Consider the following 26,382-nt stretch of genomic DNA (forward strand, 5'->3'; position numbering starts at 1 on the left):
TCAGGGCTCAAAGCTGTCATTCGCTGCAGCGCCGCGCAACGTGGCCGTCTGAACGACCGCTTTGCGGACAAAGCGGACCTTGCAAAGTTTGGTGGTCGAGGCCAACTTTGGGCATGGTTTATGGTAAGATCCTTGCATGGCCTGCGAGGGAAGGTACCATGATCGACGCCGAACAGCGATTGATAGACCACAACATCATTTTACCTGCGCCGCTGAAATTGCCTGTTGGTATGGTGTTGCCATTTCCGTGGATTAACGTTCGGGGCGACCGGGCGTTCATATCTGGTCATGGACCACAAGAAACAGACGGTACACCTGCCGGTCCATTTGGAGCAGTCGGAGAAAATGTGTCTGTGGAAGAGGGCTACGCCTCAGCACGCAAAGTCGGGCTTTCTATTCTCGGCAGTCTAAAGCGCGAACTTGGCAGTCTAAACAGAATAACGGGGTGGTGCCGAGTTCATGGGATGATCAATTGCAAATCTGGCTTCAGCGATACGCCTGCGGTTCTCAACGGTTTCACGGATTTGATCATTGACGTCTTTGGAGAAGAGATTGGCCGCCATTCACGTACGGCGGTCGGGGTGGCAGGTCTACCAATCAACTTCCCAATTGAAATCGAAGCAGAGGTTATTGTCTCAACGGTCTAGAATACACGTGGATCCGGAACGACATACTGGTCAAAAAGTAGCAGGAATGTCGCTTCGCCGAGCAGAAGTACTGTATGGAAGAAGGCATCTGGGTGAGCCAGAAAGGAGACTTCATGATTAAGTTTATGCCTAAGTTTCTGATTGTAACGGCGCTTTGTACGATCCAATACTCTCAAGAAGCACTCGCGCAAAGTCACACCCACGACGCTGAAGTCACACCGTACGCCGGTCTGCAATCCCGGACCATCAAAAGCTTATCAGAGACCGATTTAGAAGAGCTGCGGCGCGGCGGAGGTTGGGGTTTTGCTTTACCTGCGGAGCTGAATGGCAAACCGGGCCCAGCACACTTGCTCGAATTGCAAGATGAACTTGGACTTTCGAAGGATCAGGTGGAAAGAATTGAAGCGATCTATTCAGAAATGCGCAAACAGGCAATCGTCGCAGGCGAGCGGTTTATTGAGGCCGAAGCGGCGTTAAGTGAAGCGTTTGCCGGTGACCAGCTTGACTTAGCCGAGCTAAACAAACTTGTTAAAGAGGCCGAAGCTGCCAGGGCCGAACTACGACTGGTTCATCTGTCCCGGCACCTGCAAACAACACCGCTGTTGAGCGCTGATCAAATCCAGCAATACAACATTCTAAGAGGGTATGCGAACGACCCGTGTTCTAGTGTGCCTGAAGGCCACGACCCAGCCATGTGGAAAAAACACAACGGTTGCAGCTGAATCGTTTTGAAATCAGAGCAAACTAATGTTGGACATAGAGCTGGGAAATCTGATTGCCCTTCATCCAATCTCTCAGCTGTGCCGAGCAAACACACTCGTCGTCCCATCCAGACCAACGAGCAAGGTTTCGTAGGGCTCTCGTTCGTCTGAAAAATCCATGCCGGGCGATCCCATTGGCATGCCTGGAACTGTCAGGCCGAGGCCTTCAGGATGTTCGGACAAAAGCCGATAGATATCTTCTGCCGGGACATGACCTTCGACAAAATAGTCCCCAACAATTGCAGTGTGGCAACTGGAAAGCCCATCTGAGATTTTCATTTGTTCTTTAAGCGACCACAGCTGCTCCTGTCCCACGTCTAGCGTATCGGCGCGAAATCCTGCGGAAATCAGGTGATCTACCCACGCGGAACAACAGCCGCAGGTTGGCGTCTTGTAGACTTTGATGAGTGGGGCTTCTTGTCCGACGGAAGGAGTGGCCAACACTGCTGCTGTACCCGCTAGTAAAAATTCGCGTCGTTTCATTGGTCTCTTCTCCGCTTCCTCATGGGACTACAAGGATATTGTGCCAGGGCCAAAGTTTTCAATGTTGCCGGACTAAGCATCAAACGGGCAGTTTCGATACAAGATCTGAATCTCAATCCAAATAACACTGGTCGCCAAACGTTTTGTGAGTTGCGTCGCGTATGGCTCAAGTTCACTCGAGCGTTCGGCAATTGACCTCGCGATCAACGTCGTGGTGAGGTCCATAGCAACCTTCTAAGCCGTGGCCATGCCAATTGCCTTGGTGGTGCCTGCCCGTGCACCCTGACAATGCAATCACTATGGCCAAGAATGCCGCTCTGCGCGAGTGCTTGATCCAACTGTTCTGTTCCATGTGCCAACCAAACTAGCTGCAATCAGGAGACCTATGCTTTGACGTAGGTCAACACCCCATTGCAGCGGCTTCTCAACAGCGGCAGTTAGTAGACGTCCACCTGTTGGCATTCGGAAAAGAGGAAGGCGACGACATCGCTCGGCTTGCCGAAGACTTCCTCGAACGCCCGGGCACGATATCTGTCAGCGGCAAACGCGACGGGAAGATCGTAGGCAACGTGCTGTTTACTCCGTTTAACTTCGTAGATCACCCAGAGGCGAACTGTTACCTGCTGGCTCCTTGCGGGGTGCTACCAGCGTATCCCCGCGTCTTTCCCTGAGTAACACGCGGTGGACGGAAGCGGAATTTGGTGTGTTGTTGTGTAACCGATATCCGAACTACCCGCCCAAACGAAATACCAGCATTCTTAAACCACAGAACCTTCAAACGAGACAGCCCGGCCGAGGCTAGCTTGGACTGCAAACTCTGGTTGTTTCTTCTGTTCTGCTAGCAAACGGTATCTGTCTGAAATTGCTGCCCACACTTGTCCCAAATTCGCAAGCGCGTAAGGTGGAGGGAATTTGCAACCGGGGCAGAAAACGCTTTGAAGCCTAAGAAGAATGAACGCTTTGTGTTTGTCTGTGACCAAGCCACAAGGGAGATTGGTCAGGAAACTCTGGCCCGTTTGCTGCGTAGGGTTGGGGTTGATCCGAAGCAACAGGACAAGATCGGCATAACAGCTCAACAGGAAGCCACGCTGATACGGGAAGTCTGCCGCTCGCTTGGCGATATCACCTTTGCCGCCCGTGCCGGACAGGAGTTTCGGCAGGCTCACACCTTAACGGCCTATATCGCCAGGAGTTCCGACACTTTGCGCCAGGCGATTGAAAATTCTGCCCGGTTCTACGTCCTGGCTGACCCGGCCATTGAGCTCCGTCTTTTTCGCACGGATGAAAGAGATGCCATGGGAGTTTCCGGCACCGATGGCGCTTTGCTGCGTCATCACCGTTTTCAGGAGTTCCTTGTATTTGGTCTTCTGGCTCGGCTGAGAACTCTTGCAGGCGCTGATTTTCACCCCCATAAGCTCTGTTTTCGCCACGAGGTTGGGACGGATCCTCGTGTCTTCGAGAAGCTTGTTGGCGGTCCCGTGGAATTCGGTGGCGACTTCAACGGAATTGTGTTCGGCAAGACAACTCTGGACATGCCGCTTGCCAACCATGACCCGGATTTGGTCGAGTACCTTTCCGAACTGGGGGCTGCCCAATTGAAGAAGGGTGGATATGGGATGGACAGCCTTCGCGCCCGGATCGAAAAACTCATCATCGAGCGTCTCCCCGGTCATGTGCTGTCAGCTGACGAGGTTGCTGCGGAACTGGGTTTGAGTCGACGCACGGTGACCCGCCAACTCGGTACAGAAAACACCAGCTTTCGCGAGGTGGTTGAGGATCTTCGGTTCGACCTCGCCAAGACCTATCTGGCCGATGGTCTCAGCATTTCAGAAATCGCTTTCTACCTTGGCTATGGAGATCATGCGGCGTTTTCAACGGCCTTCCGCCGATGGGCTGGTGTAAGCCCCCGAGACTATTTGAAGGCACTGTAGCCACTTGGGTTCCTCCCCTACCAGACAGCAACAAACCCGGCGGGAATTGTCCCAACCGGGTTTGAGGCAGAAGGTCAGAAAACTCTGACCCAGGTTGGAAGGTGTAAACCTTTCCAGGTGTTCTTTTTGCACCGGAAATCAGCGCTTCTTGTGGTGGCTCTTTACGTTTCCGTGGCCGTTGTTGTCGAAGTTGTCATGGCGATCTTCGAAATCATTCTTTTGCACGGCACCGGCAACGGCTCCGACGGTGGCTCCAACTACTGCGCCTTCAGCCGCGTCGCCCCCAGTGGCTTCAGCTACCACCGCCCCTGCTACTGCACCTTTAACGGCTTTCTCGGCGACATAGTCGGCTTGAGCTGACATGGTCAGCGTCAGCAGCATAGCGGCGGCGAGAGCGGAAAGTAGAGTGGTTTTCTTTGCGTTTGTCATGGTTCCAACCTTTCTGACAGTGGCGTCCTTCGTGTCCGCCTTCTGACAATCAATTTGATGGAAACACGGGTGATATTCTTGTCGCACTGGGACGGATATGTTTGAATTTGGGACATTAGTCGGATCAGCATTCTGATCACCTGAGGCAGAATTAGTTGATTGGTAAGAAAGTTGCCGATCACATTGGAATGCAGAGTCTGCCAAAATGATCAGGCACAGTCACTCTACCCCAATCATCTGAAATCGACTGAGCATCTGCCATGGTAAAACCCCCGTTAAGCGCAAAATTGATAACACGAAAATTCGCTAATCGAGAAAATTGCGGTTAGAAACGAAGGGGGTTTTAAAGCTTCAAGTGGTAGATTGCGCTCTTCGGCTCAGTGGTAGGTCGCAGCCCTAAACCGACATTCGCAACTAGGCCCTGCATTTCCCAAGTTGCAAACGAAGTGATCGCTCGCCGATTGCCGCTGTCGCCTACCTTTTCAGGCGTTCCCAAACCAAAATACCCCGTCCTTGTTTTCCCCCGAAAACGACCCCTTCCGCTGTCAATTCCAAAAGCTCGCCAATTAGCTTCACGGTTCGCAATTTGTCCTGCCCGGCCCAAGATGCCTCGGTCGCAGCATGAACCCGGTGCCGAACGACTGCGCCTTCAATTGACCAATCACCGCAATACGAGAAGTAACTGGGGTCGCCATTTGAGTTCGTTCCCTCGACATGCGTGTCGGGGTTCCAAAGATGAGCCGACATGAATCCATCGCCCGCGTAGATAATACGGCCCTGCGGGTTGTCGCCATAGGGCAGGAGAGTGGAGCCGTCGTCAAACTCGGTGACAAAACTCTTCAATACCCATGTTCCGATTATCGAGATGGTCGTCCTCATTCTGCCAAGGCTAACTCAGCAAATGGCTACCCGGCAACGACTGGGTCGGGCTCGGTCCTGTCATTCCCTGCGCTGGACACAAAATCGACCTCGCAAACTTTGCTGCCGCTCCATTCCATCATTGTTTTGCTTGGCCGACTTAGTTGTTTATCAACAATGCCATGAACCCAAGCCAATCAATCTAAAAGGCACCAAGCGTGAACTAGGGAAGATTTTCTGACCCGGGATGACGCCAGAGTTGCATCGCTCCCAGCACAGGGTGATGAAAAGGTGCCTCGAATTTAGCACCCAAGCGTTTTGCCAGGGCAAATGACCGGGGATTGTCTTCGACAATCAAGCTGATTGCGGTCGTCCAACCGAGAGTTGAATACGCAAACTCGCGAGCCGCAATCGAGGCTTCGAAAGCGATGCCCTTACCCTCGCCGCCTTCGAAAACAGACCAAGCTACTTCAGGCTCAGGCCAACCTTCGGGAAACCACAACCCTACCACGCCAAAAGGCTCATCAGATAAGCGGTCGGCGACGATCCAACGACCAAATCCACGCAGAACCAAATGGCCAAACAGTTCACCGAATTGAGCATAAGCCTCTGTGCGTGTGAAAGGACCGCCGACCGTCACCGCCCGTTCTGACATCCGGAACTCGGCGAATGGCTCGAAATCAGACGCCCGCGGTGCGCGAAGGCGTAGGCGCTGTGTTTCGAGAATTGGGATATTTGCCAAGTGCGGTGTCATGTTTTCTCAGATGCTGATTGTCTTAATACCACCCATTTTAAACTTCAGGCTATTTCTGTTTTGGGCTCAGAGCGGTCGTTCGCTGCGGAGCGGCGCAGTATTGTCAGATTAGGGTCCGCTAAGGGCTCGGTGCGGTCCTTCGCTGCGGTGTGCATCAATGTCCGCTCACAAGAAAACCAGGTGCAAAAATCGTCAGCTGTCACCCAAAATGTCACCCAGAACAGGGAAACATCGCTACTAGTGATGCCAGAATGCATCCAGTATTCTGATATTGTTAAGGGAATTTGGTAGCGGAGGAGGGACTTGAACCCCCGACACGCGGATTATGATTCCGCTGCTCTAACCAACTGAGCTACTCCGCCATGGGTGAGAGGCGATTTAAGCGAGGGGCCCAAGAGGGTCAAGAGGGAAATGGCCCCGGTGCCAGATTCTTTTTTGACCCAGTCTCACGTCGTTCCGGTATCGGAGTTATTCACCTCTACTGTGCTTTTGGCGATGCGACGTATGAAGTCGGCGCAGGCGTCGGGTGCGGTTATCGGGATCATGTGACCCAGCCCCTCAAGCCGCTCTTCGGCCAGGCCGAATTGAGCCATCGGAGCGCCATGTGCCTCGGGTGAAAGGATCGCGTCCTGTGCGCCATACAGGATGCCTCCGGGGGTTTTAAGGTCACCGTAGCGGGCCACTTGTCCCTCAAGGCTTTCGTCAATGCCGACAATGTCCTGCGAAGCGGTTATGAATGCCGAAGCGCGCAGGCCCAAAGCCCCACCAGCGCGGTCGAGAAAATCACTGGGCGCCGGTTCGGGATCAAACACCGCGCTAAGTGTATGTGGGGCAGTTTTTGCGGCAATTGGAACGGCAATGGTGTTGCCGATAAAGGTGCGCAGCCATTGGGTGCGGATCTCTAGCGGTTTAAACACGGCGGGCGGCCCGGGCATCACCTGTGTCAGCGGGGCCAGCAGGGCCAATGCTTTTGTTTTTTCAGGATAGTCCAATGCCATGGCCAATGAGACCGCCCCCCCGAGCGAATGCCCGACAAGGATTGCATCAGACACGCCTTTGGTGTCCAGAAACTCCTGTATCATGCGGCCCTGTTCTGGTAGCCGGCCCAGTTCAGCAGTATCGCGGGTCGAGTAGCCGCAGCCGGGGCGGTCCACAGCGAGGACGTGGTAATCATCGGCCAGCAGGTCGACCATCGCATAGGTATAGTGTTGCAGCTGCCCACCGAGGCCATGAATCAGCACAAGCGTCTGTTTGGAGGGGTCGCCTTTTTCGACATAGTGGATATTGCCCCCACGCACAGGAGTGATCTGACCCAGTTGAGGAACACGGACAAGCCCGTCGCGGGTCAGTTTTCGGGTCCAGACATTCATGACCACGAAAAATACGGCGATCAGAAGGACAAGGATCAGAATTACGTTCATCTCAATTCTCCGCGTGTTGGGAAGGAAGGGGTTGGTAATGTTCTAACCCCGAGCGCGCCATACGCTTTTCAAATTCGGATACAGTGCCGGGCCATAGCGTGGTGTTGCGGCCTTGGGCGTCCTGATACCATGACGTACATCCGCCAGCCTGCCAAACGCTGTCCGTGTGCCGGTCATGCATTTCTTGGGTGAAGGCCGCCTGTTTTTTGGGGTCGGGCGTTACAACCTGCAGACCGTCGCGCTGCATTTCGTCCGAAACACGGCCGATATGGCGAACCTGCGCTTCTATCATCAGCACCACAGAATTGTGCCCCAATCCCGTATGGGGCCCAAGCAGAATGAAGAAGTTCGGGAAGCCTGCAATCGCAGTACCCAGATTGGCTTTCATTCCGTCAGCCCATGCGTCGCGTAGGCTTACACCGTCGTCGCCCGAGATATTCAGGTACTCGATCATATCGGTGACGTGAAATCCGGTGCCCCAGATCAGTATATCGGCCTGTGATTGGGACCCATCCGCAGCTGTGATCTGATCGCCCTCGATTGAGGTCACGCCCTGCGGCACAACAGACACGTTGGAACGCGCAAGAGTTGGATACCAGTCGTTCGAGCTGAGGATACGCTTGCAGCCAATTTGGTAGTTGGGCGTAAGCTTGGCGCGCTCGTCCGGGTCACTGATCGCCTTTTCCATGGCAGAGCGCCACATCTTCATGGCAAAATTCACAGCGCCTTTTTCTCCGCGAAAAACCCGGTGGCGGTATTCGAATACCATGTAGATCAGCTTTCGGCGCAATTTCGGTAACATGGGAACACGCTGGTACAGCCTGCGGACCCACGGCGCGATTGGGCCATCCGGGCGCGGCAGAACATATGGGGCGCTGCGTTGGTAGATTGTGACATGCCCCGCCATTTTCGCGATCTCGGGGACGAATTGGACTGCGGAGGCTCCGGTGCCGATCACCGCGATACGTTTACCCGACAAAGAGACGTCGTGATTCCACTGGGCAGAGTGGAAACTTGGCCCGGTAAAACTGTCCGCGCCGGGGATGTCTGGAATGCTGGGCACGTGCAGTGCGCCTATGGCGGAAACCAGTATCCGCGACGACCAATGCTGCCCGTCTTCGGTTTCAACCTGCCATCGGGCTCCGTCCCACCGCGCGGACTTAAGCTGTTGATGAAAATGGCACAGATCGTACAAGCTTTCGTCTTGTGCGACTTTACGCAGATAAGCCTGTATTTCCGCCCCGCCTGCGTATGCGCGGCTCCAGTCAGGGTTCAGATGAGTGGCCATTGAATAAAGATGCGAAGGCACATCGCAGGCAACGCCGGGATAGGTGTTTTCACGCCATGTGCCGCCGATATCGCCCGCTTTTTCAAGGATCGCGATATCGGTAATCCCGCGCTTACGGGCCTCAATCGCCATGATCAGCCCCGAGAACCCGGCACCAATAATCAGCATGTCGGTCTTGTGTTCCACGCGCCCGCCCCTCCCAAAACGATCCAGATGGTATGTGAAGGATATAGGCAGGGCAGGGCGCGTGGATAGGGTCTCGTAGGGTCAGGGGTAGATCACGGTTCGATTAGGCGCGCAGTTTTTCACCTTTTGCATCGAACGGAGGCTCTTGCAGGATGGTGGCCTTGTGCGGGCGGCCCAGCACCATCACTTCGACCTCATCCCCGGGTTGAGCGTTTTTGACATAACCCAGCGCCAGGGACATACCGACCGTGTAGCCATAAGTGCCCGAGGTCACACGGCCGATCCCTTTTCCGTCCTTGAAGATCGGCTCACCACCGGTTGCGTCGGCATTGGACGCCGTCACGTCGGCCTCATCCAGATGCAGCAGGACCAGCTGCTCTCGGGCAGGGTTTTCAAGAACCTTTTGCGCGGCCTCCTTGTTCAGGAAGTCTTTGTCGAACTTGCACAAACGATCCAGCCCAACTTCGTGCGGCCAGTATTCGGGGCTGTATTCGCGGCTCCATGACCCATAGCCTTTTTCGACCCGCAGCGACATCAGTGCGCGACTGCCCACGGGGCCTGCACCGAATTCTTTGCCAGCTTCCAGCAGTGCCTCATATAGCTGCGCCTGATCTTCGGTCTTGCAATGCAACTCCCACCCCAGATCGCCGGTGAAGGACACGCGGAGGGCCAGAACTTCGACGCCTGCAAGCTCGATCATCGCGGACCGCATGAACGGGAAGTCCTCGGTTGCCAGCGACGTGTTGGTCAGGCGTTGCAGGATCTGGCGCGATTTCGGACCGGCGACGTTGAAGCCGCACATGGCTTCGGTGTGGCTGTCGAATGTGGTGCCTTTGGGCAGCGGAACCTGCTTGAAGAAGCGTTTGTGATATCGCTCGGCCATACCCGAGCCGATGATCCAGAATTCATCCTCGGCCACGCGGGTGACAGTAAAGTCCCCGGCAATGCCGCCGCGTTTCGAGATCAGCGGCGTCAAGCAAGACCGGCCAACCGCCTTGGGCATGGTGTTGGCGAAGACTGCATTCAACCAGTCCTCGGCACCCGGCCCTTTGCAGACGTATTTGGCAAAGTTCGAGATGTCGATGATGCCTGCTCGGTCGCGCAACATCTTGCATTCTTCGCCCACAGGGGCCCACCAGTTCTGGCGGGTAAAGCCGTTGGTATCCACCGTGCACGGCTCATCCGCGAACCATAGCGAATGTTCCCAGCCGACATTCAGGCCGAATACCGCACCCATGGCTTTTTGGGTTTCGTAGATCGGGCGCACGCGGGCAGGGCGGCCTGCGCTGCGCTCCTCATTCGGGAAGTGGATTGCAAAGCGGTGGGCGTATTGGTCCTGCACCTTGGCTTTGGTGAATTCCTTTGTGGCCCAGGTGTCAAAGCGGGCCATATCCCAGGCGAACATGTCGTATTGGGTTTCGCCTTCGATGATCCACTGCGCGGCCATAAGGCCCATGCCACCGGATTGCGAAAATCCGGGGATGATGCCGTTGCAGCAGAAATAGCCATCAACCTCGGGTACCGGCCCCATTAAGACATTCGAATCCGGAGACCAGATCATCGGGCCGTTGATGACACGCTTGATTCCGGCCTCACCTACAGCAGGAAGGCGTTCGATAGCGTTCATCATGTTCTCTTCGATCCGCTCCAGATCGTCGGGGAACAGGTCATGGGCGAAGTCCAGCGGCGTGCCGTCCTCGGCCCAGAATTTCATGTCTTTCTCATAGGCCCCGACCAACAGGCCGTTGCCCTCTTGCCGCAGATAATATTCTCCATCCCGATCACTGACCGAGGGCAGGCGGGTGCCATGCGCCTGCACATCTGCCATTGCCTCGGTCACAAAATACTGGTGTTCGGTGGGCTGCAGAGGCAGCTCGATTCCCGCCAGCCGCGCCACTTCGCGGCCCCACAGACCGGCGGCATTCACCACCCAGGGCGTTTTGATGTCACCCTTGGGGGTGCGCACGATCCAGCTGCCATCCTCTTGCTGATCGGTTGCCGTAACCGGAGTGAAACGATGAATCTCGGCCCCGCGCTGGCGCGCGCCCACCGCATAGGCATTGGTCACGCCCGACGGGTCCACATTGCCGCCATCGGGTTCGAACATCACGCAGCGGATGCCGTCATAGTTGACCAGAGGGTTCAGGCGTTGGGCCTCTTCAATGCTTATCTCATAGAAATTCATGCCATAGAGCTTGGCCTTGGCCGCCTGCAGGCGAAGCTGATGCTCGCGCTCTTGGGTCTGCGCCAGATAGAGCGAGCCGGGCTGGAACACGCCGCAGCTCTGGCCTGTTTCGGCCTCAAGCTCTTTGTACAGGGTCATGGTATAGTGCTGAATGCGGCTGATATTGGTGCTGTCATGCAGCCCGTGGATATTCGCCGCCGCGTGCCAGGTTGAGCCCGAGGTCAACTCGTCCCGTTCCAGCAGCACCACATCTGACCACCCCAATTTGGTCAGATGATACAGGATAGAACACCCGATCACCCCGCCGCCAATTACCACCGCCTGTGCATTCGTTTTCATGAGCCTGCCATATCCAAGTTGGGTTCTTCGCGCTTTGTGTCACCAAGGGTGTTGCGCGGACAACGGACATAAATTTCAAGTTGAGTTGAGCGAGTTTAACCTGACGCTAATCTCAGAATTCCAACCGATGAGCGCGCCCGTAGGCGGCCAGTCGTGCGTTCAGGGGCTCTGCCTCAGGCGCGCCGGATTCCAGAGCGAACACAAAGGCATGGGTCAGATAGAAACAGGCCGCGTCGATATCCTGCACCGCTTCGCGTTCGTCTGCGGCCATCGTGTAATAGCGAATGAGGGCGCCATGATCGTTGTGATCATGGGCCTCAAGCAGCAGGCGATCCAGATCGGTCTTGTCCATCGGGTCTCCGTCAGGGCCGATCAGCAAAAAGCCGACCAGCCCGCTATCTTACTCTGCGCGACCATTTTCGATCTGCGAGGCAACCCAATGGTGGAAGTTATGGGTCGGACCGTCCATCGCGGGCGAAAAACGACCTCCGTCGAACAACACTCCGTGGCGGCCTTTCTGCATCCCTTCGACTACAAAGACGTCTTCTTCGAATACGGTCTTCCACAGCTGCGCATTCGAGGCGCGCAAGCCGTCGTGCTGCGGTGTCTCGTCGATGCTTTTCGCATAGTAAAGCTCGATGTGTTCGACCGTGTTTTCGTGGTCAACCGGCTCCAGCACAATTGCGAAGGCGTGGTCTCGCTGCACGCCCAGCAGGACATTCGGGTACAGCGCCACATATTCCGCGCCCTCATTCCATTTGTCGCTCAGGCCGTCAAAATCATCAAAGGTAGCGCCGTCTTGATCGGTCAGCTGTCGATAGACCAATGTACCCTGGCCCGAGTAATGCCCGCGCTCTTCGATATTGTAATGGTCTTCCAACCGGGAATAGCTGTTCAGGCCGGGGTGGACCCAAGGCAGGTGATAGCTTTCGCAATAGTTTTCGACTGCCAGCTTCCAGTTGGTCTTGACCTCAAGCTTGAACGAAGAGGTCTCGCCACCGTGATGCACCGGTTTGTCGAACTCTTTCCAACGGTCCATTAGCGCGGCGTTGGCGTCCTCGAATGCGGGGGCGTTGCCGTCCACGTTAACAAAAATCACGTCACGCCAAACATACGAACGGACTCGGACAAGACCCAGATCCTTGCGGTCGACATCCTTGTGTGTGTTGTGGCCGGGGCCGCCCACATGAGGGGTCGCGCGTAGCTCGCCTTTCAGGCTGTAGCACCAGCTGTGGTAGGGGCAGCGGATCGCGCCGCCGATCTTGCGGGGGGTGTCGACCAGTATCATGCCCCTGTGGCGGCATGTGTTCTGGAATACACCGATTTCACCATCCCGGTCGCGCACGATCAACAGGGGCATGCCCAGAAAATCGACCGGTTTGGCATCGCCTTCCTCGGGAACGTCCTTGCCGAACCCGATCCCTGACCAGTTCGCATACAAGACGGACTTGCGTTCCTCGGCAAAGACGACCGGGTCGATGTAATGCTCGTTCGGCAGACCGTTGGCCACATTCACATCGGCCAGAACCGAGGACAGCGGGCTATATTTGTTCATCGGGCTCTCCTGAGGGTATTGCTGGATGCGTTTCATCCGTTTTGGCGGAAGGGCCTGCCTTTTCTCAATACCAGAAAACCTCATCAGTGGGTGACTTCACCTAAACCGAACCATCCCGTACCTCTTGAAGAATCCAGTTTTTCAACGCGCGTGCGCTTTCAGACAGTTCGTCATCCGGCCGCCCTACAAGGTAGAATTGGTTAGGCGCGGTCAGGTGATGCGGCCCAAGGGTCACCAGTTTTCCCGATTGCAGCATGGGTTGAATAAGGCGCTGCCAACCAAGCACCAGGCCTGCCCCTTTGCGCGCCAGCTGCAACGCGACCGAATAGCTGTTCACGCGGGATATGATCGGGATTTTACCGGGGTAGCCAAGTTGCTGGAACCATTCGGGCCACGTGGTCCAACTGCGGTCATCTGATTCAAGATGAATCAGGCGCTGTGCGGCAAGCTGTTCCAGATCGGCGCCGGTCAGTTGCCGGGCCAGTTCCGGGCTTGCCACAGGGGTCAAGTGGTCGCGAAACAGTGGTGTATGCGATAGGCTAGGGTCACTATCGCGACCATAGCGTATAAAAAAGTCGATATCCGGCCGGTCACGGAATGGTCTGTCCTGCGCAATTTGATCTACGTTGACCTCGGGCATCTCGCGCCAGAATCGGATCACAGCCGGCGACAGCCACAGGGCTGCTACGGCGGTCGTGGATCCGACAGTGACCTTACCCACCGACACGCGACCACGAATTGTGGCCAGAGTCTTTGAGATGTTGGAAAATGAAGATGACAGTGCCTCGAACAAGGCTTTTCCGTCTTCTGTCAGTTCAACCCCGCGATGCTTGCGTTGGAAAAGGGCCGTTTCCAAATCGCCTTCCAACGCCTTGATCTGGTGACTGACAGCACCGGGCGTCACCGATAACTCTTCGGCCGCATTCTTGAAACTCAGATGCCGCGCGGCGGCTTCGAATGCGGCAAGCGTTGTCAGCGGGGGTAGGTTGTAGTGACGTCTGGACATAATCGCAGGGACCTTGGGTGATGCATTCGCATGAGTTTGGTTCATGTCAATATCAAGACATCAGTGCAAGAAAACCAGTGTTCTCAGGTTTTTTGAAAGCGATTGGACAAAACGATCAACCGGCTTGCGGCCCCGCACGGACGCCCGGGGTGACGGTATTCAAAGCAGGCATCTGTGTCGTTTCCTGCAAACAGGTTTCGCAATCAGTGACGTAGGACGCCTCCGAATCCCTCAATCTGGACCACAAGATCGGAGGACTGCCCAATGAACATTCGCACCGCAACCCGCGCCGGAGGCCGTCAGGCCCGCCGCGCCCTGCGCACCGCGCCGAACTTTGACATGCTGCCTGGCCTGACTCGAGGCATTCCTTTGTGCGAAGTTATGGATGGTGCGCAAGTAGACCGTATCGATGCGGCCTCGATGGACATTCTGGAAAATGTGGGTGTTCAGTTTCGAGACCCTATCGCGTTAGAGGATTGGAAACGGGTTGGGGCCAAGGTCGAAGGAGAGCTGGTCTATCTGGACCGCGGGTTGGTGCGTCAGCTGATTTCCTCGATCCCAAGCGATTTCACCTATCACGCGCGCGATCCGCAAAAGAATGTGCGCTTGGGCGGACCGCATTCGATCTTTGTGCCAATGACCGGGGCGCCGTTTTTGCGCGATCTCGATGATGTGCGCCGCAATCCGACGCTGGATGATCTGGCGATGTTTCACAAGTTGTCGCATATGCTGCCTGCGTTGCATTCCAGCGCGCACCACATCGTCGAACCCTATGACCACCCGATCAGCCAGCGCCATCTGCGGATCACCTATTCGTCGATGAAACATTCCGACAAGACTTTCATGGGCATGACCACTAGCCCCAAAAACGCCGAGGACGTGATGGAGATGTGCGCCATTCTGTTCGGCGAAGACTACCTTGAGGATCACCCCGTCACGACCGGTAATTGCAACGGCAACTCGCCACTGGTCTGGGATGAGACGATGTTGGGCGCGATGCGGGCATTCTGCCGTCGCAATCAGCCGGTGCTGTGCTCTCCTTTCGTGTTGGGTGGGGCAAATACGCCGGCCTCGGTTCCGGCCACCGTGGCGCAGCTGAACGCCGAGGCGCTGAGCGCGCTGGCCTATACGCAGGTCATTCGCAAGGGCGCACCCGCGATCTACGGGCATTACCTGTCAACCGTTTCGATGAAATCCGGCGCGCCGATGGCGGGCACACCCGAGATCAGCCTGATGAATTTCATGATCGGCCAGATGGCGCGGCATTACGGGGTGCCGTGGCGGACCTCGAACACATTGGGCGGGGCCAAGACCTTTGACGCGCAGGCCGGATACGAATCCGCCACTACCTTGCAGGCGGTGATCCATGCGGGAGCCAACTATATCTGGCATTCGGCGGGCTGGAATGAGGCCGGGATGCACTGTTCCGTGGCCAAATTCATCGTCGATGCCGAACAATGCGCCATGGCCTATCGTATGGCCGAGGGGCCGAAGTGGGGTGATTTCGATCAGGCTTTGGCGGCTGTGCCGGATGTTGGCCCCGGCGGGCACTACCTCGGCCATCCGCACACGCAGGACAATTTCCAAAGCGCCTTTTTCATGCCCGAACTGTTCGACAACAACTCGATCGAGCAGTGGCAGGCCGAAGGCAGCATCGAGATTACGGAACGCGCCCTGAATCGCGCCAAAACACTGCTGGACGAATATCAGGAACCGAAACTGGACGAGGCGAAGGATGAGGCCCTGTTGGACTATATCGCCCGGCGCGAGCGCGAAATCCCGGCCGCCGACGAGTTGAATCAAAGCTACTGAAATCATCTCCCCCGAAACTTGCCCGCCCGTCCCCTCGGGTGGGCTTTTTCAAACCAGAGGTACTATGGACCTGACAGGAAAAACCTCCCTTGTGACCGGCGCCGCAGGTGGGATCGGAGCCGCCATCGTGCAACGCTTGCGCGCCGCCGGGGCACAGGTTGCCGTGACTGACCGCGACGTGGCCGGGATCGCTGCCGACGCCCACTTGCCCGGAGACCTGCTTGACGCATCTTATGCCGACTCGCTGCCGCACGCCGCCTCGGATGCGCTGGGCGGGTTGGACATCGTGATCAATAACGCAGGTGTCATCACGCGCGGGGCCGTGACCGAGACGACGGACCCGGACTGGGTGCTGTCGCTGGGCGTGAATGTCGAGGCCCCGTTCCGCATCTGCCGTGCTGCCATTCCGATCATGGCTGCAGCGGGGGGCGGGGCCATCGTAAACACTGCGTCTTGCTGGGGCCTGCGCCCCGGCCCGAAACATGCCGTTTATTGCATGACCAAGGCCGCCATTGCCTCGCTGACGCAATGTATGGGGATGGATCACGCCCATCAGGGTATACGTATCAACGCAGTTTGTCCGAATGAGGTGAACACGCCTATGTTGCGCTCGGGCTTTGAAAAACGCGGATTCGATCCCGACAGCGCAGTTGCCGAGTTGGGCCAGACCGTCCCGCTCGGTCGAATTGCCGAACCCGAGGACATTGCGGATGTGGTGATGTTTCTGGTCTCGGACGCGGCGCGGTATATCTGCGGGGCCTTGTTGGAAGTGAACGGAGGCAAACCCGTCGCATGACCCGATTTGAAGGAAAAACCGCCTTGGTGACAGGCGGGCGCAGCGGGATCGGGCGTGCCATTGCTCAGCGTTTGCGGGATGAGGGCGCGCAGGTGTTCACCGCGCAGCGCGGTGCGGATGCCAATGGGATCGAGGTCGATTTCAGCGATCCCAACGGCCCGAAAGCCGTGGTCGATCAGGTCGTCGACAGGGCGGGGCGGCTGGATATCCTGATCAACAATGCAGGCATGATGCAGGAGGCCCGCGTTGACGAAATGAGCCTTGAGGATTGGCAGCGCACTCTGACCGTCAATCTGACCGCGCCGTTTCTGCTGATCAAAGCCGCGCTGCCGCATTTGCGAAAGGAAGGGGGCAGCATCGTCAATATCGGCTCGATCGAGGGTTTGGGCAGCAATCCTGGCCACGCCGCCTATGGCGCCTCCAAGGCCGGGCTGCATGGTTTGACCCGCGCCGTTGCCGTGGATCACGGGGCCGAGGGCATTCGCTGCAATGCAGTTGCACCCGGTTGGATCGACACAGAACTGAACGTGGAATTCATCGCCTCGATGCCGGACCCCGAGGGGTTTTCCGAGGATATCAAACGCATCCATCCCGTCGCCCGTACCGGCCAACCCGCCGAGGTGGCGGCTTTGGTCGCGTTTCTGGCGTCGGACGAGGCCAGTTTCATCACCGGGCAGGTCTATACGGTTGACGGCGGGCGTATGGCCAAGCTCAGCTTGCCCTGATTATTCATCCCGCGCCCGCCACTCCTTCCAGCGCAGTACCACATTCGCTCCAAGCTCGCGAAAAGGCTGTGGAGGCAGGCGTTTTGGCGGTTGTTCCTCCTCAAAATGGCGGGTGATGTCGGATTGATGTCCGCAAGCACGTTCCGCCGCAGCGATACCCGTCAACGTGCCGCGCGCGGTGCCCAGCCCGTTCTGAACGCAGCCCGAGAAGACACCGGGTTCGATCTGCCGCGCGACCGAGACGCCGTTCAGGCTCAAGCACAGATGGCCCGCCCATTGGTATTGCATTTGCAGACCCGCCAACTGCGGAAAGCGCTGATCGAACTTGCGTTGCATGACGCGGGCGGCCCGGTTCAGATCGCGCGCTTTCACCGCCATACCGGGGCGCAGCGCGGCGCAGGTGCGGGTAACGATCCGGTTGCCGCCCTGACCGCTATCAATCCTACGCATCGTCGTTCCCATCGGGTCGGACGGTGTTACACCCCAGCGTGACTGCCCGCCGATATGGGCCATCTGCTCGGCGTCCAACTCGGTTGTCATGGCGGCAAACAGGAACAGTTGCATCAGCCGGTCGGTCTCGATCCCGAAGCTTTCCAGATGCCCGTTCACCGTTAGGATCACCGTGCCCGTGCTGACCGACCCGTGCGCCGTTTGAACTTGCCACGCGTTGTCTTGTTTCTGAAACCCCGTGACCGCCGAGTTTTCAAACACCGCGACCCCATGTTCGACCAGCCCCTCTGCCAAGCCGCGCACATAGCCCGCCGGTTGCAGCATCACCGTCCCCGGCGTGTAAAGCCCCGAGCGATAGTGGCGAGACCCGGTCAACTCATGCATCTGCTGTGGGTCCAGCATTTCACTGGTCTCGCCGAGACTGGCCAGATGCTGCGCGTAGCTTTCGTTGTGAGCGTGACCGGCTGCGCTGGCTGCGCCGTTTACCTTGCCCGCCGGGTCGAAATAGTTCGGGTCGATCTGATATTGCGCGACGGCCTCACGCGCAAAACCGATGGCCTGCCGGTTCAGCGCGATCATCGCCCGGTCATCGCCCGCGCCCGCATAATCATCCGAGGCCAGATCATGCGGCAGATCGATCATAAAGCCCGAGTTCCGCCCCGCAGCCCCCTCGGCGACACGTCCGGCCTCTAGCACCACGATCTTGGCGTCGGGCTGCAATTGGGTCAGTCGCCGCGCCGCAGACAACCCGGCAAACCCGGCACCGATGATGGTGAAATCGGCGGTGATGTTGTCGCTGAGTTCCAGCGCTGGCGGAGGATCGCCCAGAAGGACGCTCCACGCCGCTGGCCCGCGGTGGAGGGGCAGGGAGCGAGCGGTGTAGCTTCTCAATCCACCGCCTCATCTTCGTCATCGGCCAGATCAATCCAGATGGTCTTCAGCTGGGTGTATTGATCATGCGCGTGAACGGAATTGTCGCGCCCGCCAAAGCCCGATTGCTTGTAGCCGCCGAAGGGCGTGGTGATGTCGCCCTCACCAAAGCTGTTCACCGTGACCGTGCCCGCCCAGATCGCCCGCGCACCGCGAATGGCGCGTTTGACATTGGCCGTGAAGATCGAGGCGCACAGGCCATACTCGGTGTCATTGGCGATCCTGATGGCTTTATCAAAGCCTGAGACCTCGATAACCGACAGCACCGGGCCAAAGATCTCCTCTTGCGCCAACACCGCATCGTTTCCGGGCACTTCGACCACCGTGGCCTCGACAAACCCATCCTTCGCGGTGCCACCGATTACGACATTCTCGGCCTGTTCAAGATAGCCGCAGACCTTGGCGAAATGCCCCGCGCTCACCAGCGCGCCCATACGGGTTTCCGGGTTCAGAGGGTCGCCGATATTCCACTGTTTCGCGTGATGGGCGATGCGTTCCAGCAGTTCAGCCTTCACGTCCTTATGCACGATCAGGCGGGACGCGGCCGAGCAGTTCTCGCCCATATTCCAGAACGCGCCATTGACGATATGCGCGGCTACACGGTCGAGATTCTCGGCATCCTCCATCACGATGGCGGGGTTCTTGCCACCCATCTCAAGCACCACCTCTTTTGCGTTGCTTTCCGCCGAATAGGTCAGGAACCGCTTGCCGGTGACGGTGGAGCCGGTGAAGGACACCATGTCGATATCCATGTGCCGGCCGATGGGCTCGCCCACCTCGGTCCCGCCACCGGGCACGATGTTCAGCACACCGCGCGGCACCCCGGCTTCCATCGCCAGTTCGGCCAGCCGCAGGGCGGTCAGCGTCGTCTCGGCCGCTGGTTTTACCACTACCGAACAGCCTGCCGCCAGAGCAGGCCCGATCTTCCACGCCAGCATCAGCAAAGGGAAGTTCCAGGGCAGCACCAGACCCACGACGCCAATCGGCTCACGCACCACCATGGCGATGTGATCGTCGCTGGCGGGCGAGACCTGATCGTAAATTTTGTCGATCGCCTCGGCGTGCCATTTCAGGCAGTGAATGGTCTCGGGCACGTCCACGGTTTCGCAGTCATAGATGGTCTTGCCGCTGTCGATGCTCTCCATCACCGCCAGCTCGCGGGCATTTCGCGTCATGAGCTTGCAAAGACGGATCAGCACGTCCTTGCGTTCGGACGGGTGGAGTTTCGACCAACGGCCATCATCAAACGCCTCGCGCGCCTTTTCGACGGCAAAATCCACATCGGCCGCACCACAGGCGGCGATATCTGTCAGTTTCGCGCCTGTTGCGGGGTTCACCGTCGAAAACGTCTGGCCCGAGATCGCGGGGCGATAACCACCGTCGATGAACGCCCCGGTGGGCAGGTCCAGCCCTGCGGCGATGGATGTGTATTCGTCCTGTGTCAGCAGTTCCATGCTTTATTCCTCCGCCACGATGTCAGCGATTGTCTTTTTCAAAACGCGCGTCACCTGTTCCAGCGCGCGCTTGTCATCCTTGTTCAAACCTTTCAGCGGAGGCCGCATCCCCCCCGCATCAATCCCGTTCATTGTGACGCCGTGCTTGATTGTCTGGATGAACTTGCCGCCCTGTTCCAGCACCCGCATCAGGGGCATCATCGCTGACATTATCCGGCGACCTTTGGCGAAATCGCCTTCGACCACGCAGGCTTGATACAGAGCCACATGCTCGGCAGGCAGAAAATTCGATCCGCCGCAGACCCAGAAGGGCGCACCCCAGGCGAAGAATTCCAGTGCCTGGTCATCCATGCCGCAGCCCAGCTGGATATGAGGGTAGTCGCGCGCCAGCAGATGAACCCGGTTGATATCGCCCGAGCTTTCCTTGATGCCGCAGAAATTGCGGCTACGGCCCACGCGGTCAAGGAACTCCTCTCCCATCATCGTACCGGTGCGGTGTGGATAGTTATACAGCATGACGGGCAGGTCGGCGGCTTTGTCTATGGCCAGCGCGTTCAGCGCGTTTTCCCGGTCGGTGGGCACCGCATAGGGCGGGCTGGCCAGCAGGATCGCGTCCGTGCCGATCTCTCGCGCGCCCGAGGCCAACGCAATCGAATCCGCCGTCAACATCGCACCGGTGCCGACCACCAAGGGCAGACGGCCCTTCAACTGCTGATGCGTGAAACGTGCCAGTTCCAGCCGTTCTTCGACCGTTTGGGCATAGTTCTCACCCGTTGATCCGCCCGAGATCAGCCCATGCACGCCATGGTTGATCAAAAACTCGATCACCTGCGCCAGAGCATCCCAATTCACGGACCCATCGGCGTGGTAGGGCGTGACTACGGGGGTATAGATCCCCTCAAACTTGAAAATCGGGTTCATTGCGTCCTCATGCAGGTTTCGACAGGGGCGCGCCCATGGGCACATCCAGCGCGTCAGGCATCACGAACAGCTCAATCTGATCGCGTGACAGGTTCCAGTGGTCCTCGGCCAGCTGCGCAGCAGCCGCCTCATCGCCCGCCTCGATGGCGGCGATGATGGCGTCGTGCTGGTTGCTGGCCTGGGACAGGTTCTCGGTCATTTTGGCTGTTTGAGGCCGGTAAAACGTCATCCCGATACGGGCGTGGTCAATCAAAAGCCGATTGAACGAGGGCAACAAGTAGACATTGCCCGACATCTCGCCGGTCACGTCATGGAACCGGTTGTTTGCCAGCGCGCGATCTTCGGCGGACCCAGCACGCAAAGCCGCCTTGAACGCCTGCTGCGCATCCTTCAGGGCGTCGATCTGCGTTCCTGTGGCGTTCTGCGCAGCCAGCCGCAGGATGGCGCCGTAAACCATCGGTGCGGCCAGAAAGAAATCGCGTAGGGTGGTATATGACATCTCGGACACGCGCGCGGATCGGTTGGTGCGCAGGTCCAGATAACCCTCACCGGCCAGTTGCCGGAACACCTCGCGCAGGGGCGTGCGGGACAGGCCGAACGCATCAGACAGATGTGCCTCATCCAAATCGGTTCCAGGCTGCAGGCGCAGGGTCAAAATACCGACCTTCAGATGTTCGGTCAGGTCCGCTTTGCGGGATTTGCTGTCGTCTTTCACCTGGTCCGCCCCATTCTTGATCGATTCGTGTCTGGTCTTTCATTCTGTATTCTATAAAAATACAAGTTGTATACAGAAAAGAATCGTGCAGCATAGCGCCCCATAGAAACCGGATCTGTTCATGCGCAAAACGCGGCACATCACCTTCATCTTGATCGAGGAATTCTCGCACCTCGCATTCTCCTGCGCGGTCGAACCCTTGCGGATCGCCAACCTGGTGAGTGAGCAGACGCTTTATGATTGGACGTTAATTTCAGAAGATGGAGAGAGGGCTGTTTGCTCGAACGAACTTGTGACGCTGGTGCATGGTGGTTTGGGCGATCTGCCAAAGACGGATCAGTTGTTCGTTTTGTCCGGCATTCATATGCGCAACCACGTCACCCGTTCGCTTTTGGCTACTCTTCGCCGGGAACGGGCGAGGGGAACCGCCATTGGTGCCTTGTGTTCCGGCGCGTGGCTGCTGGCCGAGGCGGGGTTTCTAGACGGAATGCAGGCCGCGATCCATTGGGAGTACCATGACGCCTTCATGGAAGCATTCCCCGAGGTGAATCTTGTTCGCAGTGTCTTTGTGGCGGATGAAAAGCACATAACCGCATCCGGTGGCACAGCGACTGCGGACCTGATGCTGCACCTGATTGAGCGGGATCACGGCGAAGAGCTGGCTGTCGCTGTGGCCGACCAGATGGTTTACAACGCCGTGCGAAATGCGACCGCTAAACAACGCGTATCGCTGCAATCGCGCAACGGGATGCGCAATGCCCATCTGGCCAAGGCGATCCACATAATGCGCGATTGTATCGAGTTTCCGATTTCTCCATCGCAGATCGCCGATGGGCTTGGCATTTCAACCCGACAGTTGGAGCGTTTGTTCGGCAAATACCTAAACACCTCACCTAAGAAGTATTTCATGGAACTGCGGCTGGAAAAGGCGCAAAGGCTGTTGCTGCAGACCGAAGCCTCGGTCACAGAAGTTGCCATGGCATGTGGTTTCGAAAGCCCCGGTCATTTTTCGCGGGTGTATCGCTCAAGTTTCGGGGTCACGCCTCATGCGCAGAAAAGCAAGATCGATTGATTTGTGGTGACGGGGGGAGCCGCTCTGTCAATTGGCGAGGTGGGCTGGACATGCGCTCACCCCCGTGTTCCCGCTTGTACCCCCTCGTTAAAATCCAACTGGTCAACAATTCCGCGAGATTGACTGTGTTTAAACCGTAATATGGGCGTAACTATTGCCAGAACATGTCAACTCCGCGCTGTTTTTTGGCGCGGAAACGATCATCCTGCCTCATTTCAAATGCCTCTTCTGGGCCACAGTTTGGCCCTTAAAGATAAGTTAATCTTAGGCATGTTTGCCTTAAGCACGAGTTTGTGGCACTTTTGTAAAGTCAGAAATCAGACTGACATGTTAATTTATGGCAGAAAATCACATTCGAATGGCCTTGAAGTTTCCCATGTCCTTCTCAGGAGTTAAAGCTGGAGGACCGAAATGAATTTAGAAACTCAAGAAACTGCAATTTTCTCGGGTTTGCACGGCTTGCCTGTCGAACAGCGCGAGGCGCAGATTTGTGAAGCGGCACACTCGGCCCAAACGGCATTCGAACAGATTTCCCAAAGCGCATCCTGCAACATGGAAGCGAGTGGTGATTTCCAGAAGCGGGTTTTCAAAATCTTTCGGTGGTATTTCTTGTCTGCCTTCTGCACCCGGTTGTTGTCCGAATCCGTCCATCGGCTTGAGCATCAGACCCTGCAGGTATCTATGGATATATGCAGCGCGGTCAAAATGATCCTGTCCGAAAGCGATGTGGAAGAGTCGATGGCGCTGGTTCGGGTTGAAAAGACTTCTCCGATGGTGGTCAGGGCCAACGACATCGGTGCGCGCGGACATACTGTGGGATGGGTCGCCGCTGGGCTGCACGAAAAAGGCCGGAGCTTTCCGGGCGAGATTGAAAATGCTCTGGCAGGAGCGTTGGCTGCGTCCCGCCGTCTGAACTAATACATAGCTCTGAGGTGTTCAATTGCGCGGCAAATGGCGGTGATGCTGCGCAATAACGCATTGTCGGCGCAGGGACATTAGGCTTAGTATCCGCACATCTACATATTGTACTGTAAGGTGGTGCTGCTGGAGAGAATTGAACTCTCGACCTCTCCCTTACCAAGGGAGTGCTCTACCTCTGAGCTACAGCAGCGCTGTGGGCGGGTGATTAGACTCAAACGAAACGCGGCGCAAGGGTGTCTGGACGGTTTTTTTCGCCTCCTGTAGAGAAAGATCATGGCAGACAAAGATACACCAAAAAAACACGGCAAATCCGGCGATCCGCGCGAGGAGCGACTGAAGGCTGCGCTTAAAGCGAATATGGCGCGACGTAAGGCGCAAGCCAAGGCGCGGGCGATATCCGGAGAGAAGACCGACAAGGACGAGGGATAAGAGCACATGGATTCGATTCTGGTTACGGGCAATGGTCCGTTGAACGGTCAGATACCGATTGCGGGGGCCAAGAACGCATGTCTGACGCTTATGCCAGCGACGCTGCTAAGCGAAGAGCCGCTGACGCTGACAAACGCACCCCGGCTGAGCGACATCAAGACGATGACTGCCTTGCTGCAATCGCTGGGGGCCGAAGTGTCGGCCTTGCAGGACGGACAAGTGCTGGCCATGTCCAGCCACAACCTGACCAGCCATACCGCTGATTACGAGATAGTGCGCAAGATGCGCGCCTCGAATCTGGTGCTTGGTCCGCTACTGGCGCGCTTTGGTGAGGCCGTGGTCTCGTTGCCCGGCGGCTGCGCGATTGGTGCGCGACCTATGGATCTGCATGTCGAGGGACTTGAGGCGCTGGGCGCTGAGATCGAGTTGAAAGACGGGTATCTGCACGCCAAAACGTCGGGTGGGTTGAAAGGGGCCGTGCATGAGATGCGGTTTGCCTCTGTCGGCGCGACCGAGAACATCGTCATGGCTGCCACGCTGGCCAAAGGCGCCACCGTGCTGAAAAACGCCGCGCGTGAGCCCGAAATCGTCGATCTGGTAGAGTGTCTGCGGAAGATGGGTGCGCAGATCTCGGGCGAAGGGACTTCGACAATCGAAATTCAAGGCGTCGACCGGTTGCACGGTGCGACCCATCAGGTTGTAACGGATCGGATCGAACTGGGCACTTATATGTTGGCACCGGCGATCTGTGGCGGCGAGGTTGAACTACTAGGCGGACGGATGTCTCTTGTCGACTCTTTCGCCGCTAAGCTGAATGCCGCAGGCATTGAGGTCACGGAAACCGCAAACGGGCTGAAAGTTACGCGCAAGAACGGACGCGTACGGTCTGTCGATGTTGTCACCGAACCCTTCCCCGGATTTCCGACCGATTTGCAGGCGCAGATGATGGCGCTGATGTGCACTGCCGAAGGCGTGTCCGTTCTTGAAGAGCGGATTTTCGAGAATCGGTTTATGCACGCTCCTGAACTGGTACGTATGGGGGCCAATATCGAGGTCCATGGCGGTACCGCTACGGTTACGGGCGTCGAGCGTCTGAAAGGTGCACCGGTGATGGCGACGGATCTTCGCGCCTCGGTCTCGTTGATTCTGGCCGGTTTGGCGGCCGAAGGTGAGACGACTGTAAGCCGGGTCTATCATTTGGACCGGGGATATGAACATGTGGTGCGCAAGCTGGAAGGCGTGGGTGCAAAGATTGAACGGATCAAGGGCCAGTAATGACAGATGCAAGTTTCCACGACGGTCGTGAGGCCCCGCTGAACCTGGGGGCAGAGGATGCGGACGACCTTCAGGTGATTTCGACGCTGACGCAGGACGCGGTGTTCCCCATCACCGAGATGACATGGCGTCCGTCGGAGCGTCGATTTGGTCTTTTGCTGAACCGGTTCCGCTGGGAAGACAAAGATGCTGCAAGCCAACGCGACCGTCCGTTTGAACGGGTCCAAGCGCTGCTTGTTTTCGATTCCGTCCTGTCGGTTGCCAGCCAGGGGGTGGACCGCAGCGACAAGGACACGGTTATGTCCCTGCTGTCGGTTGATTTCGAGCCCGGCGAAGATGGCGCCGGTCATATTGTTTTGACGCTGGCCGGGGACGGAGCGATCCGTTTGACGGTCGAGGCTCTGGACGTCACCCTCAAGGATGTGACCCGGCCCTATCAGGCGCCTTCTGGTCAGGCTCCACATCATCCGGAATAAACGGGGCATAGCACAAGCCTTTGCCGGACCCTCAACGGGTCTGGTTTTGCGTCCGGCGACCGTGTTCGACGTTTTTCAGATCAGTCAGGTTTTGATCCGGTCGATTACGTACCTTGGTGCAGCAGATCATCGGAAAGATCCCGATCTGCTGGCGGCGTGGAGTGCAAACAAAGACCCCCAGACGATCCGACGCTGGTTGCAATCGGGAACCGAACTTTGGTTGGCCGAAATGGACGGCCAAGTCTCGGGCGTCGGGGCTCTGCGCTTCGGGTCGGAAATCGCGTCGTTGTATGTCGATCCGGCCTATGTTCGGCGCGGTGTCGGGTTGGCCCTGCTGGTTCGAATGGAGCACGAGCTTGCGCAGCAAGGCTGCACAATTGCGCATCTGAACGCCACCGCAACAGCGCGTGCATTCTATCGCCGATATGGTTGGCAGGATGCGGCTGCGCCCGAACATTGGTGCGGAATGCGACATTATCCTATGCGCAAATCGTTGCACCCACCCGACGAAGGGTTGAGACCATCTGCTGCGGGCGATATGTCCCGGTAAAATCCCGTTCGGA

General features: G+C 57.3%; 27 protein-coding genes and 2 tRNA genes. 13 read left to right on the forward strand and 16 right to left on the reverse strand.

Annotated features, from left to right (window positions below; genetic code table 11):
* Window positions 1–158: 158 nt before the first annotated feature.
* Window positions 159–647, forward strand: coding sequence for a RidA family protein (locus tag AC2FF7_RS02550; protein ID WP_496748742.1), 489 nt, complete (start codon window positions 159–161; stop codon window positions 645–647).
* A gap of 74 nt (window positions 648–721) precedes the next feature.
* A complete protein-coding gene (locus AC2FF7_RS02555; protein WP_496905142.1) occupies window positions 722–1,369 on the forward strand; it encodes a Spy/CpxP family protein refolding chaperone in 648 nt (215 codons plus the stop codon).
* Window positions 1,370–1,441: 72 nt separating this feature from the next.
* On the opposite strand, the gene AC2FF7_RS02560 is transcribed toward AC2FF7_RS02555, so the two are convergent.
* Window positions 1,442–1,891, reverse strand: a complete 450-nt coding sequence (locus AC2FF7_RS02560; RefSeq protein ID WP_496748740.1) for a DUF411 domain-containing protein — start codon at window positions 1,889–1,891, stop codon at window positions 1,442–1,444.
* A 455-nt stretch (window positions 1,892–2,346) separates the two neighbouring features.
* Between AC2FF7_RS02560 and AC2FF7_RS02565 the strand changes: the two genes are divergently transcribed.
* Together AC2FF7_RS02565 and AC2FF7_RS02570 are read left to right on the forward strand one after the other, a co-directional pair.
* Window positions 2,347–2,562, forward strand: a complete 216-nt coding sequence (locus AC2FF7_RS02565; protein ID WP_496905143.1) for a GNAT family N-acetyltransferase — start codon at window positions 2,347–2,349, stop codon at window positions 2,560–2,562.
* Between the two features lie 264 nt (window positions 2,563–2,826).
* On the forward strand, window positions 2,827–3,822 hold the full coding sequence (locus AC2FF7_RS02570; protein ID WP_496905144.1) for an AraC family transcriptional regulator: 996 nt from the start codon (window positions 2,827–2,829) through the stop codon (window positions 3,820–3,822).
* A gap of 138 nt (window positions 3,823–3,960) precedes the next feature.
* Here AC2FF7_RS02570 and AC2FF7_RS02575 read toward each other — a convergent pair whose 3' ends face one another.
* The 10 genes from AC2FF7_RS02575 to AC2FF7_RS02620 form a co-directional block, all read right to left on the reverse strand.
* On the reverse strand, window positions 3,961–4,251 hold the full coding sequence (locus AC2FF7_RS02575) for a YMGG-like glycine zipper-containing protein (protein WP_496905145.1): 291 nt from the start codon (window positions 4,249–4,251) through the stop codon (window positions 3,961–3,963).
* A 474-nt stretch (window positions 4,252–4,725) separates the two neighbouring features.
* Window positions 4,726–5,130, reverse strand: coding sequence for a lipocalin-like domain-containing protein (locus AC2FF7_RS02580; protein WP_496905146.1), 405 nt, complete (start codon window positions 5,128–5,130; stop codon window positions 4,726–4,728).
* A 202-nt stretch (window positions 5,131–5,332) separates the two neighbouring features.
* The gene (locus AC2FF7_RS02585; protein WP_496905147.1) at window positions 5,333–5,863 is read right to left on the reverse strand and encodes a GNAT family N-acetyltransferase; all 531 of its coding nucleotides are present in this window, start codon (window positions 5,861–5,863) and stop codon (window positions 5,333–5,335) included.
* A gap of 285 nt (window positions 5,864–6,148) precedes the next feature.
* Window positions 6,149–6,225 (reverse strand) — tRNA-Met (locus tag AC2FF7_RS02590).
* 84 nt (window positions 6,226–6,309) lie between these two features.
* Window positions 6,310–7,284: an alpha/beta fold hydrolase gene (locus AC2FF7_RS02595; RefSeq protein ID WP_496905148.1), complete on the reverse strand. Its 975-nt coding sequence runs from the start codon at window positions 7,282–7,284 to the stop codon at window positions 6,310–6,312.
* A 1-nt stretch (window position 7,285) separates the two neighbouring features.
* Window positions 7,286–8,758 (reverse strand): flavin-containing monooxygenase, encoded by a 1,473-nt coding sequence (locus AC2FF7_RS02600; RefSeq protein WP_480867084.1) that lies wholly within the window; start codon window positions 8,756–8,758, stop codon window positions 7,286–7,288.
* A gap of 103 nt (window positions 8,759–8,861) precedes the next feature.
* Window positions 8,862–11,282: a GcvT family protein gene (locus AC2FF7_RS02605; protein ID WP_496905149.1), complete on the reverse strand. Its 2,421-nt coding sequence runs from the start codon at window positions 11,280–11,282 to the stop codon at window positions 8,862–8,864.
* Between the two features lie 112 nt (window positions 11,283–11,394).
* The gene (locus AC2FF7_RS02610) at window positions 11,395–11,634 is read right to left on the reverse strand and encodes a hypothetical protein (protein ID WP_170751500.1); all 240 of its coding nucleotides are present in this window, start codon (window positions 11,632–11,634) and stop codon (window positions 11,395–11,397) included.
* Between the two features lie 48 nt (window positions 11,635–11,682).
* Entirely contained in the window at window positions 11,683–12,837 is a 1,155-nt protein-coding gene (locus tag AC2FF7_RS02615; RefSeq protein WP_480867088.1) for an aromatic ring-hydroxylating oxygenase subunit alpha, read from the reverse strand.
* Window positions 12,838–12,937: 100 nt separating this feature from the next.
* Window positions 12,938–13,843 carry a LysR substrate-binding domain-containing protein gene (locus tag AC2FF7_RS02620; RefSeq protein ID WP_496905161.1) on the reverse strand — a complete coding sequence of 302 codons (906 nt, stop codon included), beginning with the start codon at window positions 13,841–13,843 and terminating at the stop codon, window positions 12,938–12,940.
* Window positions 13,844–14,107: 264 nt separating this feature from the next.
* Between AC2FF7_RS02620 and AC2FF7_RS02625 the strand changes: the two genes are divergently transcribed.
* From AC2FF7_RS02625 to AC2FF7_RS02635, 3 genes are all read left to right on the forward strand, one after another.
* Window positions 14,108–15,655, forward strand: coding sequence for a trimethylamine methyltransferase family protein (locus tag AC2FF7_RS02625; protein ID WP_480867090.1), 1,548 nt, complete (start codon window positions 14,108–14,110; stop codon window positions 15,653–15,655).
* Window positions 15,656–15,719: 64 nt separating this feature from the next.
* The gene (locus AC2FF7_RS02630; protein WP_496905150.1) at window positions 15,720–16,451 is read left to right on the forward strand and encodes an SDR family NAD(P)-dependent oxidoreductase; all 732 of its coding nucleotides are present in this window, start codon (window positions 15,720–15,722) and stop codon (window positions 16,449–16,451) included.
* Window positions 16,448–17,176 carry an SDR family NAD(P)-dependent oxidoreductase gene (locus AC2FF7_RS02635; RefSeq protein ID WP_170751493.1) on the forward strand — a complete coding sequence of 243 codons (729 nt, stop codon included), beginning with the start codon at window positions 16,448–16,450 and terminating at the stop codon, window positions 17,174–17,176. Before AC2FF7_RS02630 ends, AC2FF7_RS02635 begins: the two co-directional genes overlap by 4 nt.
* On the opposite strand, the gene AC2FF7_RS02640 is transcribed toward AC2FF7_RS02635, so the two are convergent.
* Genes AC2FF7_RS02640 through AC2FF7_RS02655 form a run of 4 tightly spaced genes read right to left on the reverse strand, consistent with a single transcriptional unit; the run spans window position 17,177 to window position 21,646 of the window.
* Complete coding sequence (locus tag AC2FF7_RS02640; protein ID WP_496905151.1) at window positions 17,177–18,517, reverse strand: NAD(P)/FAD-dependent oxidoreductase; 1,341 nt, start codon at window positions 18,515–18,517, stop codon at window positions 17,177–17,179.
* Entirely contained in the window at window positions 18,514–20,010 is a 1,497-nt protein-coding gene (locus AC2FF7_RS02645) for an aldehyde dehydrogenase (protein ID WP_480867096.1), read from the reverse strand. The genes AC2FF7_RS02640 and AC2FF7_RS02645 overlap by 4 nt, the downstream gene beginning before the upstream one ends.
* Before the next feature lie 3 nt (window positions 20,011–20,013).
* Complete coding sequence (locus AC2FF7_RS02650) at window positions 20,014–20,931, reverse strand: dihydrodipicolinate synthase family protein (protein ID WP_496905152.1); 918 nt, start codon at window positions 20,929–20,931, stop codon at window positions 20,014–20,016.
* A gap of 7 nt (window positions 20,932–20,938) precedes the next feature.
* Window positions 20,939–21,646, reverse strand: a complete 708-nt coding sequence (locus AC2FF7_RS02655; protein WP_170751485.1) for a GntR family transcriptional regulator — start codon at window positions 21,644–21,646, stop codon at window positions 20,939–20,941.
* A gap of 121 nt (window positions 21,647–21,767) precedes the next feature.
* Between AC2FF7_RS02655 and AC2FF7_RS02660 the strand changes: the two genes are divergently transcribed.
* Window positions 21,768–22,718, forward strand: a complete 951-nt coding sequence (locus tag AC2FF7_RS02660) for a GlxA family transcriptional regulator (RefSeq protein ID WP_496905153.1) — start codon at window positions 21,768–21,770, stop codon at window positions 22,716–22,718.
* A 411-nt stretch (window positions 22,719–23,129) separates the two neighbouring features.
* Window positions 23,130–23,636 (forward strand): hypothetical protein, encoded by a 507-nt coding sequence (locus tag AC2FF7_RS02665; RefSeq protein ID WP_480867102.1) that lies wholly within the window; start codon window positions 23,130–23,132, stop codon window positions 23,634–23,636.
* Between the two features lie 118 nt (window positions 23,637–23,754).
* Here AC2FF7_RS02665 and AC2FF7_RS02670 read toward each other — a convergent pair.
* Window positions 23,755–23,829: transfer RNA gene (locus tag AC2FF7_RS02670), tRNA-Thr, on the reverse strand.
* 83 nt (window positions 23,830–23,912) lie between these two features.
* On the opposite strand from AC2FF7_RS02670, the gene AC2FF7_RS02675 reads away from it, so the two are divergent.
* From AC2FF7_RS02675 to AC2FF7_RS02690, 4 genes are read left to right on the forward strand one after another with little or no spacing between them, the layout of a single operon-like run.
* The gene (locus AC2FF7_RS02675) at window positions 23,913–24,068 is read left to right on the forward strand and encodes a hypothetical protein (protein ID WP_170751479.1); all 156 of its coding nucleotides are present in this window, start codon (window positions 23,913–23,915) and stop codon (window positions 24,066–24,068) included.
* Between the two features lie 6 nt (window positions 24,069–24,074).
* Complete coding sequence (gene murA, locus AC2FF7_RS02680; RefSeq protein ID WP_480867108.1) at window positions 24,075–25,343, forward strand: UDP-N-acetylglucosamine 1-carboxyvinyltransferase; 1,269 nt, start codon at window positions 24,075–24,077, stop codon at window positions 25,341–25,343.
* Window positions 25,343–25,819, forward strand: coding sequence for a DUF2948 family protein (locus tag AC2FF7_RS02685; protein WP_480867110.1), 477 nt, complete (start codon window positions 25,343–25,345; stop codon window positions 25,817–25,819). Before murA ends, AC2FF7_RS02685 begins: the two co-directional genes overlap by 1 nt.
* 46 nt (window positions 25,820–25,865) lie before the next feature.
* Window positions 25,866–26,369 (forward strand): GNAT family N-acetyltransferase, encoded by a 504-nt coding sequence (locus tag AC2FF7_RS02690; protein ID WP_234899362.1) that lies wholly within the window; start codon window positions 25,866–25,868, stop codon window positions 26,367–26,369.
* The last annotated feature ends 13 nt before the right edge of the window (window positions 26,370–26,382 follow it).

It is taken from the genome of Ruegeria sp. YTSC325, assembly GCF_059609525.1.